14 protein-coding genes are annotated in these 19,379 nt (G+C 43.0%); 9 read left to right on the forward strand and 5 right to left on the reverse strand.

Translation table 11 applies throughout. The features are described from left to right. Positions 1-28: 28 nt before the first annotated feature. Positions 29-196 carry a hypothetical protein gene (locus F8R90_RS16635; RefSeq protein WP_012412073.1) on the reverse strand — a complete coding sequence of 56 codons (168 nt, stop codon included), beginning with the start codon at positions 194-196 and terminating at the stop codon, positions 29-31. A 642-nt stretch (positions 197-838) separates the two neighbouring features. Between F8R90_RS16635 and F8R90_RS16640 the strand changes: the two genes are divergently transcribed. From F8R90_RS16640 to F8R90_RS16655, 4 genes are all read left to right on the forward strand, one after another. Next, positions 839-1,333 (forward strand): NUDIX hydrolase, encoded by a 495-nt coding sequence (locus F8R90_RS16640; protein ID WP_196511670.1) that lies wholly within the window; start codon positions 839-841, stop codon positions 1,331-1,333. 230 nt (positions 1,334-1,563) lie between these two features. Then, positions 1,564-2,376, forward strand: coding sequence for an alpha/beta fold hydrolase (locus F8R90_RS16645; RefSeq protein WP_196511671.1), 813 nt, complete (start codon positions 1,564-1,566; stop codon positions 2,374-2,376). 153 nt (positions 2,377-2,529) lie between these two features. Further along, on the forward strand, positions 2,530-3,096 hold the full coding sequence (locus F8R90_RS16650; protein WP_196511672.1) for a PEP-CTERM sorting domain-containing protein: 567 nt from the start codon (positions 2,530-2,532) through the stop codon (positions 3,094-3,096). A 566-nt stretch (positions 3,097-3,662) separates the two neighbouring features. Beyond that, positions 3,663-5,117 carry an amidohydrolase gene (locus F8R90_RS16655; protein WP_331000671.1) on the forward strand — a complete coding sequence of 485 codons (1,455 nt, stop codon included), beginning with the start codon at positions 3,663-3,665 and terminating at the stop codon, positions 5,115-5,117. 27 nt (positions 5,118-5,144) lie between these two features. Here F8R90_RS16655 and F8R90_RS16660 read toward each other — a convergent pair whose 3' ends face one another. Then, the gene (locus tag F8R90_RS16660) at positions 5,145-5,996 is read right to left on the reverse strand and encodes a pantothenate kinase (protein WP_196511673.1); all 852 of its coding nucleotides are present in this window, start codon (positions 5,994-5,996) and stop codon (positions 5,145-5,147) included. 109 nt (positions 5,997-6,105) lie between these two features. Here F8R90_RS16660 and F8R90_RS16665 point away from each other — a divergent pair, with 109 nt between their 5' ends. Continuing rightward, complete coding sequence (locus F8R90_RS16665; protein WP_196511674.1) at positions 6,106-7,830, forward strand: diflavin flavoprotein; 1,725 nt, start codon at positions 6,106-6,108, stop codon at positions 7,828-7,830. A gap of 144 nt (positions 7,831-7,974) precedes the next feature. Next, positions 7,975-9,687: a diflavin flavoprotein gene (locus F8R90_RS16670; protein ID WP_196511675.1), complete on the forward strand. Its 1,713-nt coding sequence runs from the start codon at positions 7,975-7,977 to the stop codon at positions 9,685-9,687. Positions 9,688-10,161: 474 nt separating this feature from the next. Here F8R90_RS16670 and F8R90_RS16675 read toward each other — a convergent pair whose 3' ends face one another. Both F8R90_RS16675 and F8R90_RS16680 read right to left on the reverse strand, forming a co-directional pair. Beyond that, positions 10,162-10,488: an RNA recognition motif domain-containing protein gene (locus F8R90_RS16675; protein WP_196511676.1), complete on the reverse strand. Its 327-nt coding sequence runs from the start codon at positions 10,486-10,488 to the stop codon at positions 10,162-10,164. Between the two features lie 295 nt (positions 10,489-10,783). Then, complete coding sequence (locus F8R90_RS16680) at positions 10,784-11,326, reverse strand: phycobiliprotein lyase (protein WP_196511677.1); 543 nt, start codon at positions 11,324-11,326, stop codon at positions 10,784-10,786. Between the two features lie 622 nt (positions 11,327-11,948). Between F8R90_RS16680 and F8R90_RS16685 the strand changes: the two genes are divergently transcribed. The 3 genes from F8R90_RS16685 to F8R90_RS16695 all read left to right on the forward strand — a co-directional run bounded on the left by F8R90_RS16685 (position 11,949) and on the right by F8R90_RS16695 (position 17,975). Next, entirely contained in the window at positions 11,949-13,478 is a 1,530-nt protein-coding gene (locus tag F8R90_RS16685; RefSeq protein WP_196511678.1) for an efflux RND transporter periplasmic adaptor subunit, read from the forward strand. Positions 13,479-13,540: 62 nt separating this feature from the next. Continuing rightward, positions 13,541-16,789: an efflux RND transporter permease subunit gene (locus F8R90_RS16690; RefSeq protein WP_196511679.1), complete on the forward strand. Its 3,249-nt coding sequence runs from the start codon at positions 13,541-13,543 to the stop codon at positions 16,787-16,789. Positions 16,790-17,312: 523 nt separating this feature from the next. Further along, on the forward strand, positions 17,313-17,975 hold the full coding sequence (locus F8R90_RS16695) for a hypothetical protein (protein WP_196511680.1): 663 nt from the start codon (positions 17,313-17,315) through the stop codon (positions 17,973-17,975). A gap of 5 nt (positions 17,976-17,980) precedes the next feature. On the opposite strand, the gene F8R90_RS16700 is transcribed toward F8R90_RS16695, so the two are convergent. Further along, positions 17,981-19,039, reverse strand: coding sequence for a glycosyltransferase family 4 protein (locus F8R90_RS16700; RefSeq protein ID WP_196511681.1), 1,059 nt, complete (start codon positions 19,037-19,039; stop codon positions 17,981-17,983). Positions 19,040-19,379: the final 340 nt, after the last annotated feature.

Genomic DNA, 19,379 nt, shown 5'->3' on the forward strand with positions numbered 1-19,379 from the left:
CTAAATAACAAGGATTTAAGCAGACAGCTTAGTCAGTGTCAGCTGCTGTTGCTGCGCCTTCTTCTTCTTCACTCTTGGGTGGTCGTTGTTGGAACCTTCTCTGCATTCTTCCTGTCGTAGTTCGTTTACGAAACTTTCTGGCATACGCCTGGTTCCGTAGCGCCTTTTCTTTTTTCGGGTTACGGCGCTTGGCCATGTTCACCTCATTAATAAACAACAAAAAAAGTAGCAACTAGGCATCACGTAGGCAATATCAGCTACCAATGTCATTGATATACTTGTAGCCTAGTGCAGCAATAAATACGCTTTAAACAGTGTACTAGTCTACCGCATTCAACCTTGCTCTGTCAAGAAAAATTCTAAATTATCTTCGCCAGCTAGACAAAAAATAACTTTTCTAAGATTCAAATTCGTCAAATAGATGTAAATTAACTAACTAGTTGTTCTTGGAACAAGCCAAACAATATTATCAAGAATTAGGTGGCGGTCTCAAACCAAACCCCGCTTAATTATCTCTTCTGAATTCTAGATTTTAACTTCTTATTCAAATTAATTTTTTGAATAGATGTTGAAAAACTATTAGTGATAGCTGATTTGGGCAAAACGAATATTAGTGATAAACTGAAAAGTTTCCTGGCTTAACAAATAATATGTATATATGAATACGGTGCTTCTATTGAAACTTGATGTTAGAATTAATAATATTCTACGTAAATCGTAAGAATAAAATCTCAACCCACAAACATCTTAGTATAAAACAAAACTCAACAAGAATTTTATTAGTTGAGTCTATGTAAGTGGTAGAGAACTATAGAATACAATACAAAAATTTTGAAGTTTGAACGTTATTGCTTTTTTTCCGGCAGCTGTCCAGTCCACACGTAGCTTATGGCGTATTGGACAAACAGTATTGGGTATAATATTTCGTCATCCCATTACTGGCACTAGTATCATCCCAATTTTACCCGATGGTCGGATAGTACTGATCCGACGGCGTGATGATGGTCTTTGGGCATTGCCTGGAGGCATGGTGGATTGGGGAGAAGATATTCCCAACACAGTCCGCCGGGAATTGATCGAGGAAACCGGGCTAGAATTGGTGAAAATTAATCGTTTGGTAGGAGTTTACTCAGCACCAGACCGCGATCCCAGAATCCATTCAATTTGTATTGTGGTTGAAGCCGAGGTGCATGGGACAATGGAGATTCAAGATACTTTGGAAGTCATAGAAATCCAAGCTTTCTCTCCCAATTTGCTACCTTCAGGACAGATGTCTCACGACCATACTCGGCAGTTGCAAGACTACTTGAATGGCTTGACAACACTGGCATAACAATATTTAGTTGTTAGTCATGAGTCATGAGTCATGAGTCATTAGTCATGAGTCATTAGTCATTAGTCATTAGCTGCCAAAGTATATGATTTAAGGAAGCCTCTTTTGTCTACGAGACGCTACGCGAACGGCTCACACTTTTCTCTTTGTAATTTTCCCAAAACTAATTACTAATGACCAATGACCAATGACTATTTATTATGGTGCTAAAAGTTAACTACTAAATTAAAATGGATACACTATTCCGTAACTCGCGGATAAAGCTCTCTCAAGGGCTAATATTCTGGCGTGAAGTCGGTGAAAAAACTCCTATAATTTTTCTACATGGTGCTTGGAATGAGAGCAGTCAATGGTTATCTGTGATGGAGTCCCTTGCACAAGATTTCCATTGCTTTGCACCTGATTTGCTAGGGTTTGGTGAATCAGAAAATCCGAATATCCACCATTCGATAGATTTACAAGTAGAGTGTTTAGCTGAATTCCTACAAGCTGTCAAATTAGAAAAAGTATATTTAGTAGGGCATTCTCTTGGGGGTTGGATTGCTGCTAGCTATGCTTTAAAGTATCCAGAGAAAGTTGATGGTTTGATACTGTTCGCACCAGAGGGTGTAGAGATTGAAGGACAAGAACAGTATTGCCAGAAGATGCGGCGATTACTGAGCTATCCACCACTATTAGTTAAATTGTTGCGATCGCTAACTCCCTTCACTAAAATCTTAGGTTGGCATGAAAAAATTGCACAAGACTTGCAGCTGCGTCAGTCGCTATTGCCGTATCCCATCGGTTGCCAGTTACTTTTCAAACGGCGACAAGCAGAAATTGAGGCGGAATTAGTACAAAAGCGGCTTTACATGATAGATGTGCCAGTTTTTATTTTACAAGGTGGCCAAGATACACCAGATGCTTTAGCCAAGAGCCGGGTTTATGCTCAACTGATGCCGAAAGTCGAGTTGAAAATGATTGCTCATGCCGGAAATGACTTACCAGAATCTTCGGCTGGGGTTGTGGCAGTTCAGATTCGGGAGTTTATTAAAGGGAATTGAGCATTTGGACTTATCGTTTTGCTGGAAGCAACCGCAAAGTATGCAACTTTACAAAGAATTGATATTAAAATTATTTTTAACAAAGCAATGCAGTAATCTATACTAAGCCCAGAGCGGCTTTATACAGATTATTAAATTGGAAAAACTTTTCTGATGAAATTAACTCAAAAGCTTTGTATCGTTACTACTGCTGGGGTAGTGATAAGCCTGGGTTTACTAAAAGCTACGCCAGTCCATGCAGTTACACTCAACTTTGATTGGACTGGTAATACTGGGTATTCAGCTAGAGGCTCATTTTCCTATGATGAAACTCAAGGTTACACAACCATAGACAATTCAAAACTTCAATCCATCGCAGTTTCTTTTTTTGACCCAAGTCAAAAATTGTTGAATAGTTTTGCTCCGATTACTAATGGGAGTATTGTTTATGATTTTTTAGACTTCAACTATGATACAGCCACGAAGTCTTTGTTTGGGTACTTTGATGTAGGTCAGGATAACGGGCAAAGTACAGATTATTATCTGTTCGGAACTGTTGGTTTAGACCTTAGTCTGAGAAATCCTAATGAGGGAACAATAGATCAGAACAATGGATTAATTAATATTACCTCTACTACCCCAGTCCCTGAACCATTAACAACGGGTGGCACAGTTCTCACTGGTAGCATCGCCTGGTTGATAAAGCGTAGACAAGTTGCTGCTCAGAAAGCCAAAGCTTAACCCTCTTGGGTCACTCTAATAAAACTTTAATTTTTCGTTGATTTAAATATCAAAAATTCCTTAACTTTTCCAAGATTTATGAAAGATGGTCACAGAACCTTTAGATATCTGTGACCATCTTTAATTATTCTGGGATCAGAAAATTCAAAAGCAACTTTTTAAATTCAAACAATAACGGCGTTTGAAGGTTTATTTCCTAATAACCCAAGTTGCTAGTTATCAAAAAACTCCTATTTTTAAGTACAAATATCTAAAATTTAGTATCTAAAAATACTAAAAAATGGAGTTTTTGTATCCTATTGATACCATTCTGTGGCACTAACTAGCAACTTACGTTAATATCTCTATAATCAATTCTCATTTTTAATAAGAGTCTTAATTTAGTAACGATGATTTTTCTCCAAACAAAGTGATTAAGAAACGATTAAAGGTTGCTATTCAAGACTAACAATTTGTGAAGAATGCTTACAGATATATGAGTGTAAATCACAATTTTTAATGGTGAAATTAGTAGCAATTAGACGGATGATAAAGTCACGACAAAAATTCAACAAGGATATTTTAGTGTGAAATATCATCTGACAAAATACTATAAGCTATTAGTTCTTTTTGTCTGTACGACGTTGTTCGTCTTTTTCGGTCAGATAGTTATTGCTCAGAGTAACTATAATCTAGTTGCTCAAGGGAAGCAAAGAGTACAACTGATTGTGGGTGGCGATTTCATCGTAACGATGAACGAGGCACAACCTGTCATCCACAATGGTGCGATCGCCATTAAGGACGGCAAAATTGTTGCAGTAGATACACAATACAAAATCACGTCATCTTACAGAGCCGACAGGACGCTGCCAGGCGACGGTCTGGTGCTGATGCCGGGTCTGGTCAACGGTCATTCTCACTCAGCAATGGTTCTGTTTCGTGGTCTTGCGGACGACTTAGCGTTGCAGGATTGGCTCCAGAATTACATCTTCCCAGCAGAAGGGAAGTTCGTTGATGAAAATTTTGTCCGTGTTGGCGAACAGCTTGCCTGCTGGGAGATGATACGCGGTGGCACAACAACCTTTGTTGATATGTACTTTCAGCCAGATGTCGCTGCCAAAGTCGTTAGTGAATGCGGCTTACGCGCCATTATTGCGCCCTCGTCAATAGATTTTCCTAGCCCTGGTTTCCAAGGATGGGATGATGCCTTTGCCTCGTCGATAAATTTTCTGAAACGTTGGAAAGGTAAGAACGAACGTATAATACCCGCTATTGCTCCGCACGCTCCCTACACCGTCTCGCCAGAGCATCTCGTCCAAGCTATTCGCGCTGCGCGTCATTACGATGTGCCGTTGACAATTCACCTGGCAGAGACACAAGCTGAAGTTAAAGATGTCCAGCAACGCTATAACGCAACCCCAGTCAAACATTTAGACAATCTCGGCTTCCTGGAACCGCGTGTATTTGCTGCACACGTTGTCTGGCCTAACGCAAGTGAAATCGCCCTGCTGGCTAAACGCGGTGTTGGTGTTATCCACAATCCTGACTCGAATTTGAAACTGGCTTCTGGTTTTGCGCCGATTCCGGCGATGCTGAAAGCGGGAATTAAAGTTGGTTTAGGTACGGATGGAGCCGCATCGAATAACGTTCTTGATATGTGGAAGGCAATTCGCCTCACCGCCCTCATTCATAAAGGGACTACCCTTGACCCCACTGCTGTACCGGCGAAGACAGTTTTGCGTATGGCAACACTTGGCGGTGCAGAAGCACTCGGCTTATCAGATAAAATTGGTGCGATTAAGGTGGGACTTCAAGCAGACCTAATTCAAGTCCAGCTTAAAGAACCACACTTGCTCCCGCTTTACGATGTGATCTCGCATCTTGTTTATGCAGCAGATTCCCAAGATGTTGATACTGTGATTGTAAATGGGCAAGTTCTCATGGAAAAACGTAGGATGCTCACGGTTGACCCTGAGAGGATTCGCCGTGAAGCTACTTCCATTGCTCAGAGAATCAAAGCTCAATTCCGACCTTCTAATTGATTAATCTTAAGCTGCTCTGGGTCTAACTTAGAGCAGTTTTGCTATTTCTCGCATTCCCCAAAAAATTAAATTTGGTTCCACAATTAAATGTTCTGCAATTTCAGGATATAAAGCTTGTAGATAGTTTAGTAAGAAAGTGCGATCGCCCCCTTTAATCACAATCTTCCCATTAGGAAATAATTGCAACCACGCTTCCACAAAATCTTTAATTCCAGCTAAGAGAGTGTAAATAACCCCACTTTGAATTGCTTCTGTAGTATTAAGTGCAAAACGTGGTGGTAGAGACGGGAAATTTTGTATTTCTACTAATGGTAATTGTCCTGTTTTTTGACCGAGAGTTGTAAATTGTAAGCCTAATCCCGGCAGAATTGCACCTCCAACTAGACACTCATTAGCATCCGCAGCAGTAAAAGTTAGTGCTGTCCCAGCATCAATCACCAACATTGGAAAACCCCATGTTTTCCCTGCACCCCATAAAGCTAAAGCGCGGTCAATTCCTAGTGTGGGATAAACACCTGTTAGTGGTAATTGGTCTAAGGTAATAACATGAGTATTTGGGTAAGCTTGCCAAATAGCAGTTTGGCTGGGAACTACGGAGGCGACGAGGAGGGGAGGGAGAGACGCAAAGAGAGGAAGGGAATTGTCTCCGTATCCTTCTTGTTCATTAGTTCTCTGATGAGATGGAAAATTTTTTTCTAGTAAATCATTTAGGGTTTGACATTCAGCCAGTTGTTGTATAACAGACTCAGGTAGATGGTCGGTATCCCAAACTGAGTAAAGCGTCTCTCCTAAAAATAATGCCCAATGCAACCGAGAATTTCCAATTTCCAAAGCTAGCCAAACATTCTCTGTGTGTTCTGGGTGTTTATGCGGTTTCACACTTTTAACTTTTTTAAGTCAGTCATAGGTTTTTTAATAAAAATTAACATTCAAGCCGTGTAACAATAAACCTAGAGGAACAAATACTCATTGTGTCAAGGAGGGAGTTATGGTAGCGCTCACCGAAAAAACTGAAAAACGGCTCACCATACAGACTGTAGAAATCGCTCAAGAGACGACGGCTATTCGCTCTTTGGATTGGGATCGCGATCGCTTCGATATTGAGTTTGGTCTGCAAAACGGTACTACTTATAACTCGTTTCTCATCCGTGGGGAGCAAACTGCTTTAGTTGACACCTCCCACGAAAAGTTTCGTCAACTATACTTCGATACGCTGACCGGACTAATCAAGCCAACTGATATTGATTATTTGATTATCAGCCACACCGAGCCAGACCATAGCGGTTTAGTTAAAGATTTGCTGCAAATGGCTCCAGATATTACCGTTGTTGGCTCTAAGGTGGCGATTCAGTTTCTTGAGGATTTCGTACATCAGCCATTTAAACGGCGGATTGTGAAAAATGGCGATCGCTTAGATTTGGGCAATGGGCATGAATTTGAATTCGTGATTGCTCCAAATTTACATTGGCCGGATACCATTTTCAGTTTCGACCACAAAACAAAAATTCTCTATACCTGCGATGCTTTTGGGTTGCACTATTGCTCAGATAGCACCTTTGATGAAGACTTGGCGGCGATCGAAGAAGACTTTCATTACTACTACGATTGCTTGATGGGGCCGAATGCCCGGTCAGTTTTATCTGCCCTGAAGCGGATGGGAGAACTGAAAACCATCGGTATGATTGCCACAGGACACGGACCATTATTATCCCATAATGTTGAAGAACTGGTTGGACGTTACCGCACTTGGAGTCAAACGCAAACCAAGGCAGAAACAACGATTGGGATATTTTACGTTTCCGAATATGGGTATAGCGATCGCCTCGCTCAAGCAATTGCCAACGGCATCGGTAAAACTGGTGTCGCCGTGGAAATTGTTGATTTGGGATCTGAAGTAGATTTACAAGAACTGCGGGAATTAGTTAGCCGTTGTACTGGACTAATTGTTGGTCTACCTCCGGCTTGTGGCGCTGCGAGCATTCAAGCTGCACTCAGCACAGTTTTAGGATCTGCTAAAGAAAAGCAGGCTATCGGCGCGTTTGAAACTGGCGGTGGCGATGATGAGCCAATAGATCCTTTGCTGAGTAAATTCCGCAATTTGGGTTTGACAACAGTTTTTCCAGCGATTCGGATTAAACAAACGCCCACAGAAAACACTTACAAGCTATGTGAAGAAGCGGGTACAGACTTAGCTCAATGGGTAACACGCGATCGCAGTATCAAAGCCATGAAATCCCTTGGTGCTGACTTAGATAAAGCATTAGGTAGACTCAGCGGTGGCTTATATATCATCACCGCCAAAAAAGGCGATGTTTCCAGTGCCATGTTAGCTTCTTGGGTTGCTCAAGCTAGCTTCAAACCCTTGGGATTCTCCATTGCAGTCGCCAAAGATCGGGCAATTGAATCACTCATGCAAGTAGGCGATCGCTTTGTTCTCAACATCTTAGAAGAAGGCAATTTCCAACCACTCATGAAGCACTTTTTGAAGCGGTTCGCCCCTGGTGCCGATCGCTTTGAAGGAGTGAGAACCCAGCCAGCCGAAAATGGTGCCCCCATCCTCAACGATGCCCTCGCCTACATGGAGTGCGAAGTCGTCAGTAGAATGGATTGCGGCGACCATTGGGCAGTATACAGCACCGTCTATGCCGGACGAGTTTCTAAGCCAGATGCTTTAACTGCTGTGCATCACAGAAAAGTTGGAAACCACTATTAAAAAGTAAGGAGTTAGGAGTTGTAAGGACGAGCTTAACGAAATACATCGTCTTGGAAGTACAGAGCTTTGAATTAACCACTTTCTTCAACTCCTAACTCATAATTCATAACTCCTAATTCATAACTCCTAACTCCCTAAACAGCCATGTCAACAAATAAACCCCGTGATGTTCAAGTTTATCCAATAGCTACAGATACAAGAATACTGCGATCGCGCAGTTGGTCAAGGCTCAGGTTTGAAATTGAATACGCTCTTGCTAAGGGTACAACTGCTAATTCTTATTTAATCGAAAGCGAGAAAACAGCTATAATCGATCCTCCAGGGGAAACGTTTACGGAAATTTATTTAAAAGCGTTGCAGCAGCGTTTCCATCTCGAAGACTTAGATTATGTAATTTTGGGACACATCAACCCCAACCGCGCTGCAACTTTAAAAGCTTTGTTGGAAATTGCCCCGCAAATCACTTTTGTTTGTTCTAATCCAGGGGCAATCAATTTACGTAGTGCGCTGGAAAATCCAGATTTACAAATTATTGTGATGCGGGGCGAAGAAACCCTCGATTTAGGCAACGGGCATAATTTACAATTTATCCCCACCCCCAATCCCCGCTATGCAGATCAACTTTGCACATACGATCCCCAAACAGAAATTCTTTACTCAGACAAGTTATTTGGGGCGCATGTTTGTGGAGATCAGGTATTTGATGAAGGCTGGGAAGTATATAACGAGGATCGGCGCTATTATTTTGATTGCCTCATGGCTCCCCACGCCCGTCAAGTTGAAACAGCGCTGGATAAACTAGCTGATTTTCCAGTGAGAATGTATGCCACTGGACACGGGCCTTTGGTACGCTATGGCTTAATCGACCTGACCAAAGCTTATCGCCAATGGAGTCAGCAGCAAACATCTGCTGACTTGACAGTAGCGCTAATTTATGCGTCGGCTTATGGGAATACGGCAACATTAGCCCAAGCGATCGCTCGTGGCATCACAAAAGCCGGTGTCGCTGTAGAATCGATTAACTGCGAATTTACTGAACCAGAAGAAATCCGGGCGGCTGTAGAGAAAGCCGGTGGTTTCATCATCGGTTCTCCGACTCTCGGCGGTCATGCACCCACACCCGTGCAAACAGCTTTAGGAATTGTACTATCCACTGCTACTAACAATAAACTCGCTGGTGTCTTTGGTTCCTTTGGCTGGAGTGGGGAAGCAGTTGATTTAATTGAAGGTAAATTGAAAGATGCTGGCTATCGGTTTGGTTTTGACACCATCCGCGTCAAATTCAAACCCGACGATGCCACCTTACAATTATGTGAAGAAGCTGGAACCGACTTTGCCCAAGCCCTGAAGAAAGCTAGAAAAGTGCGATCGCCAAGTCAACCTGCAACAACTGTAGAACAAGCAGTTGGTCGGATTGTCGGTTCTCTTTGTGTTCTCACAGCAAAAGAAGGCGATCGCTCCAGTGCCATGTTAGCCTCTTGGGTAGCTCAAGCTAGCTTTAATCCACCTGGTTTAACCATCGCCGTCGCTAAAGAACGCGCAGTAGAAACACTGACGCATACAGGAAATAAATTTGTCCTCAACATACTTAAAGAAGGCAATCATTTGGGATTGATGAAGCACTTCCTCAAACCATTCGGTCCAGGACAAGACCGATTTGCTGATGTCGCCGCCGAAGAAGCGGAAAACGGTTCTCCCATACTTACGGATGCCCTAGCATATCTTGAATGTTCCGTAAAAAATCGGATGGAATCTGGCGACCACTGGCTAGTTTATGCGACTGTCGAGAATGGTAAAGTCCTAAATCAAGATGGCGCTACAGCAGTGCATCATCGCAAGTCGGGAACACATTATTAATTGGGAATGGGGCAGTGAGATGCTAAAGGGTAGTCTAAAACTATTCTCTAAACCCCAGTCCTCTCTATAAAACTGAAGTGTCGAGTTTTAAACTCGAAGTTTGGAGTTATGAGGTAAAAGTAGAAGTTTGCAGAGTGATCGCATATCATCTTGTTTTCAAGAATCGCCTATTGGTAAGCTTGTCTGGAGAGATGCGATCGCCTAGTTCAAGAATTTATTTGTGACTGTATCTTTTAGAGTGTTTTGCATATTTTATGCTCTCTTGTGGTTTTATTGGTCACTCTCAACAAAATCTCTTGCTGTTGATTTCTTTCACTGAGCTTTCCAATGTTATCCATATCATCAGCGCCCGTCTAGCTACTCGAAAGGAACATGAAGATTATGAACAACAAGTAAAGTTTTGCATAAAAAAGGCTCAAGCATTCCTGCCTGAGCCTTTTCTAGATTCAACTAAATGACTTTCGCCTACTTAGCTTAGTAGCGACCACCACCGCCACGGTTGTAGCCGCCGCCACCACCGCCACGATTACCACCGAAAGAACCACCTCCACCTCGGTCTTCTCTGGGCTTGGCCTTATTCACTTTAAGGTCACGACCCAGCCATTCAGCACCATCAAGCGCTTCAATGGCTTTTGTTTCTTCATCTTCTGAACTCATTTCCACGAAAGCAAAGCCGCGTAAACGGCCTGTTTCACGGTCAGTAGGTAGCTGAACACGCTTTACAGCACCATATTCTGCAAAAACAGCACTCAGCGCATCTTGTGTAACTTCATAGGAGAGGTTACCAACGTAAATTGACATTAAATGTCTCCAAAATCATAAGTTTGTAGAGATTTAGATTTCGGAGAGAAGTCTGTAATACCAAAAGGGAAAAGCCTGTCAATACTAAAAACAAACACTGTCGCCGAATTAATTCTCATTTCATTTCCCATGATTACATGGCAGGGAACTTTCTGGGGGAAAGTTTGAAAAACTGTTATAAAAAGTTATATTGCCAGTTGATAGCTAGATGCTGGGTAGTTCCAAAACGGGTGAGGCTATAGCCCCCAGCCACACCCACCCGTTAACAATTCAAAATTCAAAATTCAAAAATAAACTAACTCTCTATTCTCTTTTCTAAATATTGGCCAATCATCAACTGCTCACCAGCACGAGAGATGATGGTCTGTCTGGTGCGGTATTTACTGCCAATTAGCTTTAACTCTTCCTCAAATACTGAACCGTTGTATTCAGTTCGCAAACACAGTGTTTTCGGGTTGGAGAAATAATACTGGGCGGTGACTGGTTTGGATATGGCAAAACCGCGATCGCGATACAAAATGTTTCCCATCACCCCAAATATTGTTGAACCTTGTGACTCCTTCTTTGTCTTCAGCACATCCGTACTTTCCCATACAACTGCTGCACCACAGATTAAACTACCTGTATCAGACAAATCGTGCATCTGAGCTAGCTTTTGCAATTCATCACAGCCCTGTTCTAAAAAATTGATCGTAACTATACTTTCTATCTCCTTAGTTTCTCCCTCAGGTAGGGTGTAGTAGCGTCGTTGCGATCGCCACTTACCTGCTGATTCCTGGAAAAATTCGGAAATCTGGGATTCATTAGTGGTTTGTACGATTTTGAGCAATGATGTCACGCCTTACCTTCCTCACCTAATGCAAATATATTTCTGGCAAAAAACTTCATTCTTGCTGTTGTTGCTATGGTACTTATCGCCCTGTTTCTTGCCATATTACGCAAGCGGGGTAAGAAAAAATAGTGTTTTCCACTACATTATAGACTTAAAAAAGCAATAAATCTTTAACATTCTTAATATAGTAAATAAAATCCTATACGTAGTAGTATTTATGCCAGGAGAAAAATAAATATGTAAGAATAAGAGCAATTATTGTAATACTGCCCATATTATGATATAGAACAAAAATTTTCATATCTTTAGAAAAATCGAGGTTTCTCCTATGGGTAGATTCCAGAAAAATGACAAATATTTATACTAAGTTTATAATTTATTATCTGCAAGAAGATTTATCTACCTCTGCGTCAGAAGTAGAGCGGTGAGAAATTTTGGACTTTTGTGGGAAAACAGTAATTTCTGATACAGAAACTTACTGTTAGACAGCTTATTCATTCTCGCCGTTTTTGGTTAATTATATCTCTCAAAATTACTTGGTAAAACACGGCTGTTTAACCCCAAAAGCTCCCCAATAGGAGAAAAATGAATGATTTTGGACACGAATAAGCCGCACAAACAGGTGAAAATGAAAGATCACGGAGTCGCTAACCAACTAATTAATATCCAGTTAGATTCATTTGTGAATAGTGAAGTGGCGAGCGCAGATTTAAAGAGTAGACTTCTTGCAAACAGTACTAATTCAACAGGTGGAAAAGCGAAAGGGGAAAATTACTTCTTTTTCTCCACTTCTGTAAGAAGTTTATTAATTCCCTGTTTGGTAGGTATAGGACTGCTGACGGCGAGTTGCGGATCACTACCCAAAGAATCAGCCGGAGCACAATCTCAGCAACCTGGTGCTGGAGAACGCGGTAGTGCAACACCTGTAGATGTGGCGATCGCTCGAACCGACTCGCTGCAAACACAACCAGAATACACAGGTAATACAACACCCTTTCGAATTGTATCACTGCGATCGCAGGTAGAAGCTCGGTTGTTGGCTTTGAACTTAGATGTGGGCGATACAGTAAAGCTTGGGCAAAACGTCGGGCAGTTAGATGATGCCATACTTTTGACCGAATTAAAGCAAGCAGAAGCAGAACTAGCTGCCCTCAAATCAGAAGTAGCTAGGGCAACCAATCAGGTAAGCAATGCCCGTGCAGACGTTGAACGGGCGCGGCTAGAAGTGGTGCAAGCTCAGGCAGACTCAGAACGGCAACAGAATCTATTCAAAGCCGGAGCGATCGCTGAACAAACTGCCCAACAAGCACGTACCCAGGCACAAACAGCTGCCCAAGCACTGCGGGCGGCTCAAGAGCAAGTCCGTACAGAACAGCAAGCTGTCGCCGCTGCCCAAGGTAGAGTAATTGCCCAACAGGCATTGGTTGCTCAAACCAAAGAGCGTAGGTCTTACGCTCGGCTCACATCCCCCATCACTGGCGTAGTCACAGAAAAGGTGACAGAACCTGGCAACCTTCTGCAAGCAGGTAGCGAAGTCTTGAAAATTGGCGACTTTAACCGTGTCAAAGTCGTCGTGCAAGTTTCCGAATTAGAACTGGCACAAATTCAGGTTGGGCAGTCTGTACAAGTGCGCTTAGATGCTTTCCCCAACGAAACATTAATGGGCAGAGTTACGCGCATTTCCCCAGCTGCGGATGCCACAGCTCGCTTGATACCTGTAGAAGTAGTGATTCCCAACACTCAAGGGAAGATTGGTAGTGGACTGCTGGCGCGAGTCAATTTTGAAAACCAGACTCAACAGCGAGTTGTAGTGCCGCAAACAGCTATTCAGAAACAAGCAGGGGGCAACAACTCCAAAAGTACAGGTAAGACACAAACAAACCAACAGCCCTCTCCCTCATCCAACGCAGCTAATGCCGCAAGGGCAGAAAACTTAACTGGGACGCTATTTGTGGTGAAAGACACAGAAGGCAAGACGAAAGTGGCATCGCGTGCTGTCACTTTAGGAAAAAGAGCTGATGGCAAAGTAGAAATTTTATCTGGCTTGCAATCAGGAGAACGGTATGTTGTTCGCAGTGGTCAACCCTTAAAAGATGGTGACGCTGTACGTTTATCAATTCTTTCCGAAACAGCAGAGTCAGTCCCTCAAGGGAATTAAAAATTCAAAATGTCTTTTGGAATTTTTCATTTTGCCTTTTTAATTGGAGCACAGCGACAGTAATGCAGCAAGTAAAAAATGGTGGCGGATTTAGCCTCAGCGCTATATCAATCCGCCAACACATCGGCACACTCATGCTCACCCTAGCAGTGATAGTGCTGGGTGTCTTTTTTGTCGTCAAATTACCCGTGGATCTACTACCATCAATTACCTATCCTCGAATTGGTGTGCGAATACAAGCACCTGGAGTTTCCCCAGAGGTAGCAGTTGATGAAGTCACAAGACCACTGGAAGAAGCTTTTGCCGCTACCGAGGGTGTGGTACAGATTTTTTCCCAAACTCGTGAGGGACAGATAAACTTGGATCTGTTCTTTCAACCCGGTGGCAATATTGACCAAGCTTTAAACGACGCTACAGCTGCTTTTAACAGAGCTAGAAGCACATTACCAGAGGCCATCGAAGAACCACGTTTATTTAAAGTCGATCCTTCGCAGTTACCAGTTTACGAATTGGCATTAACTTCACCCTCTCTAGAAGGCGTTGATTTGCGCGTTTTTGCCGAAGAAGAACTAGCCCGCGAACTGAGTGTTGTATCCGGAGTCGCAGGGGTAGACATATCGGGAGGAGTTCAAGAAGAAGTTAGGGTCAATATTGATTTGGATCGGTTGCAAGCTTTGGGTGTAGGTTTGACCGATGTCTTAGATGAACTCAGAGATCGCAACATAGATATTTCTGGCGGTCGGATTTTAGGGCAGAATTCTGAACCATTAACCCGTACCGTTGGGCGGTTCCAAAATGCCAATGAAATCAGCAATCTTTCTTTTGAAGTCTCTTCCCCCGCTACATCATCGACCTCATCTACCCCTACCTCCTCTACTCCCAACCGCCGCGTCTATTTGCGCGACTTTGCCGAAGTCATTGATGGCTCAGAACAACAACGGGTGTACGTCTTACTCAACGGAGAAGAAGCTGTAAAAGTCAGCATCCAAAAGCAGCCGGATGCCAACACCATCAACGTTGTCGAGGGTGTGAAAAAACGCTTGGAAGAACTCCGGCAATCTGGAGTAATTCCCGAAGGGACAGTTCTTACACCCACCTTGGATGAGTCGCGGTTTATCCAAAATTCCATCTCGAATGTTACCAGTTCTGGGTTGATCGGCACTGCACTAGCAGCGATCGCAGTTCTTCTATTTCTCGGTTCTCTACGACAAACTTTCATCATCGTCCTAGCCATCCCCCTAGCAACCCTAGCTGCCATCATCTTGATGGGGCTATTTGGCTTATCTCTCAATGTTTTTAGTTTGGGTGGTCTAGCGCTGGGTGTGGGTATTGTGGTAGATAACTCCATCGTTATGTTGGAGAACATTGCTGAGGGTGCTGGGATGACTCCCGGTAAGGATAATAAAACCCGCTTGACTTCGCAGCAACTAATTTACCAGGCTGAAAAAAGTAGCCAAGAAGTAGAATCAGCTTTAGTTGCTTCCACTAGTACAAACTTAGTGGCAGTGTTGCCGTTTTTGCTCATCGGCGGCTTTATCGCACTACTCTTCAATGAGTTAATTCTGACCATCACCTTTTCTGTTGCGGCTTCAATTTTGATTGCCGTGACTGTTGTACCGATGCTTGCCTCCCGCATGTTGGCATGGAAATTTTCCAGTCGTCTGAGCGAATTTTGGCTGTTGCAAAAGTTTAATAGCCGCTTTGATGCTTCTACGAGAGGATATGGCAATTTTTTAGCTGCGATATTACGCTGGCGGGTGGCTACAGTGGCGATCGCTATTATCTTTTTCGGCGGCGCTAGTTTATGGATGGCACCGCAAATTCCCCAGGAAATTCTTCCCCGCATCAACACCGGACAAGCCAACTTAAATGCCCAGTTTCCTCCCGGTACACCTTTAGAAACCAACCAAAAAGTAATGGTTGCGGTGGATGAGATTATCCGCAAGCAGCCAGAAACGGAATATGTTTTCTCTACAATTGGTGGCTCCCTCTTTGGAAACACTACCAATGCTAATGCCCTACGAGCTTCCAGCAACATTACCCTGAAAACAGGTACTAATGTGCAAGCTTATGTAGAACGAGTTACCCAGGAGTTGAACAAGCTAAATTTAGCAGGAATTCGCCTGCGCCTTTCCCCTGGTCAAGTGCGGGGTTTGATTCTCAGTAACTCTCCCATCCGTGGTGCTGATGTTGACGTAATGCTTCAGGGAAATGACGCAAATACTTTAGAACAGGCTGGTCGTCAGGTACTATCAGCCTTGGAAGAACAAGCCACCCTAGCTAGATTCCGTCCCGATGCAGACGATCGCCAACCAGAAATTCAGATTCTTCCTGACTGGGAGAGGGTTTCGGCTTTAGGGTTAACTACTACAGAGATTGGAGAAACAATTCAGACTGCTCTTGAAGGTAGCGTACCAACTCAGTTGCAACGCGGCAACCGTTTAGTCGATGTCCGGGTAAAGTTGAATGAAAAATCATTACAAGCAGCTTCTCAATTAGAGAGGTTGCCGTTGTTTGTGGATAACAATCGCCAAATCCGCTTGAGCGATGTTGCCAAAATTGCTGAGGCTCAAGCTCCAGGAGAGGTTCAGCGAATCAACCAGCGTCAGGTTTTCTTAATTGCTGGAAACTTGACTCAGGGAGCTAGCCTCAGTGGTGCCCTAGAACAGGTAAACACGATAATAGATAGTATAGATTTACCTGATGGCGTTGGTATATTGCCCAGTTCAGCAGCAGAATCTAATCAGCAACTCCAAAGCTCGCTGCAACTGTTAGGTGGATTAGCAGCCTTTCTAGTCTTTGTGGTGATGGCGGTGCAATACAATTCCCTCATTGACCCACTCGTAATTATGTTTACAATTCCGTTGGCATTAGCTGGGGGAATTTTTGGACTTTACATCACCAAAACTGCTATTGGGGCGACAGTGATTGTCGGTGCGGTTTTGCTAGTGGGTATTGTGGTTAATAACGCCATCATCATGGTGGAATTGGCGAATCAAATTCTGGAACGGGAAAAAGTTGACCGGAAAACTGCCATGTTGAAAGCTGCTCCTCAACGCCTACGACCAGTGTTAATGACAACTATTACCACCGTTTTAGGTATGTTTCCCCTAGCTTTAGGAATTGGGGAAGGCTCAGAATTTCTGCAACCATTAGGCGTGGTAGTGTTTTCGGGTTTGTCTTTGGCAACAGTGCTGACGCTGTTTATCATCCCCTGTTTTTATACTCTGTTGCACGATTTGTTGGGTGGAAATTGGGCGAAGCCAGTGTTAATCCGGTTGCGTGGATTTACCAAAAAATTTATCAGCTAATCAGCATTTAAATTGCATCAAATCAGGTCTGAAGTCCTTAATTTGCCTCGTTTCCAGTCTTTGGCTGAGAATGCCCACTGGAGGGCTGCCGCCTCGTTTATTAGCGGCAGTCCCCCAATGATCTGCATTTCTTTCTTAGACCTGGAAACGAGGGTTTTCTCTCGTGTTTTGGCTTAAATTGCTACCAATGAGAGATGTGCACCCCTCCCAACAGACTCTATTACAACCAATTAAGAAACGCGATAAATCAGCTTTTTAAAATCCACATATTGTCTAATCTGTCAACGCATAAGTTCTAATTTAGATTTTTTATAAAGATTGCGTGAAATTACTAGCTATTGTGATAAAGCATTACAAGAATTGCTTTATAAATCAACCTATGAGTAGATATAAACTCACTGAGTAGACACGTATTAACCTCTATTTATCTAGCAGGTAGATAGCAATTGAAAAGTGAGTTTTTGCTGTTTGATTTCACCACAAGGTATAGCATTCTGTTAACCAATATGAAAAGGACACAAGCATGAAGAGAATCGCAACCAAAATAGCCTTATCTGTTCTAGGAGCAGCAGGAATTAGTTTTTTGTCTTGGACACCAGCGAGAGCCGTCATCTTTGTAGAACCCATCGTGACGACTGTGAATGAAGACATATTCCAAACGAGGGAACCAAGAACTCTTGGGCCAGATATTCTACCAGGACAAATAATAGAATATGGTGTTCCAGATCGAGCTAACAACTTGATAAATGGCACTGGGAATGATATGGGAAGCTTCGTTTTTGACTTACAAACGCTGTTCTATACTAATCCCGATGCTGATCCACCATTTGCTAATGAGCCAGTTCAGTGGGGAGATGTTGATGGAGATGGAAGGATTGGTTTTTCTAGTACTCCTGGTCTAGAGGATATCTTTACAAACGTTACCATCGAAGGCAACATTCTTACTTATAGTGGTGGCGTAATCCGAGATGGAGACATATTTTACAATCTATTTTCTACCCAGCCCAATTTAACCCCAGGTGGTGGAATCATTCCAGCAATACCAGCAGAGCAAGAGAATAAGGATGGGCCGATCCGGGTGGGTGCTTCTTACACCGCCATTCCTGAATCAACTAATGTTTTGGGTGTACTGATCTTTGGCGCTTTGGGCGTAGCTTTCAAACTAAAGCGATCGCTACACTGTTAACCCTCTCACTCTGTAATTAATTCACGATACACCGTTAATGTTTCTTGATGGACGCGGGCAACACTCAGCCACTCTAGGTTTTGGTTTGCCCGATTTTTCCATTCGTGCAGCATATCGGCATTACTTAGTAATTGCACTAAAACCGCAGCCAAAGCCTTACTATCTTTTGCTGGCACTAAAAGACCTGCTTGCCCATTGTCCAAAGCTTCAGGAATTCCGTCTACCTGAGTGCCAACGATCGCAGTTCCAGCTTCCCTAGCTTCCGAAAGTACCAAGGGGCAAGGATCACGATGGGAAGCTAACACAAATATGTCACAAGATATGAGATAACGTTGAGGTGACGGCTGGAAGCCTTCAAAATGAATGCGTTCTTTTACAGAAGTTGCTTGTGCTTGTGCCTCAAATAGCTGTTTATCAGGGCCATTTCCTACCAAATAAAGATGCGCTTGGGGAAAATCTGAGGCAATTTGCTCAAAGGCAGCAATTAATTCAGCAATTCCCTTCCGTTGATACATCCCGGCGACGGTAGCGATCGCTGGTCGTTGTAATGCTAAAGGTTGATAATCTTGTATTTGTCGAGTGCGGGGACTACCCAAAGTTCCATTACATACTACCCGCAACTTGTTTTCTGAAATACCGCGCCTTGCCATAGAATCTCGCACAGCCTTGCTAACGGCAATTACTCTGTCAGCTAAACCCATCAGCAGACTGGAACGCTGAAATTCATTATGGACTGTAGAAACTAAAGCATACTTATGCCCTTTAAAAATGCGGGCGAGGATGACTCCAGTCATCATGTGTGCATGAACAATATCCGGCTGAAATTCTGCTGCGATCGCCAGGTAACGCACAGCTGCTTTGATAATACTTATCGGTTTCCTCGTCTGGTCTAATTGGTAGTGTTTGACACCACAAATATTTAGTAATTTCTCATATTCACCACCAGCAGAAATAACCGCTACCTCATAACCAGATTTAGCCTGTAAACAAGCCAGATCAACAGCCACATTCACAATACCGTTACCTATTTCTTGAACGTGGTTCAAAATATGGATGATTCGCATAATATTTGAGATATGTATAAAAAATAAAGATCAGTAACTGGGTGTAAATCAACATTATTGTTGAGGTCTTCAACGATAGTCAGTAGCTAGTGCGTAAATTGGCACTAGCTACTGGCTAAGAGCATTTATAATCAGTCACTTAGCTTTAAAGACTTATTCAGTAACGGCTCAATAAATCGGGATAAAAGGAGGTAGGATTCCTGACTTTTCACGTTATGTGGAAAAGTCCACCAAAAACCTAACTCCCTAACCCACTTTCGAAGTAGGAAGGGGGAAATTCAAAGTCTCTCTCCTTTTAGGCTACGGTGTACACACAAGTCAGAAATAGTAGTCTGTCAAG

Origin of the sequence: Nostoc sp. NZL, assembly GCF_015714705.1 — a bacterium.
Lineage (GTDB): Bacteria > Cyanobacteriota > Cyanobacteriia > Cyanobacteriales > Nostocaceae > Nostoc > Nostoc foliaceum_A.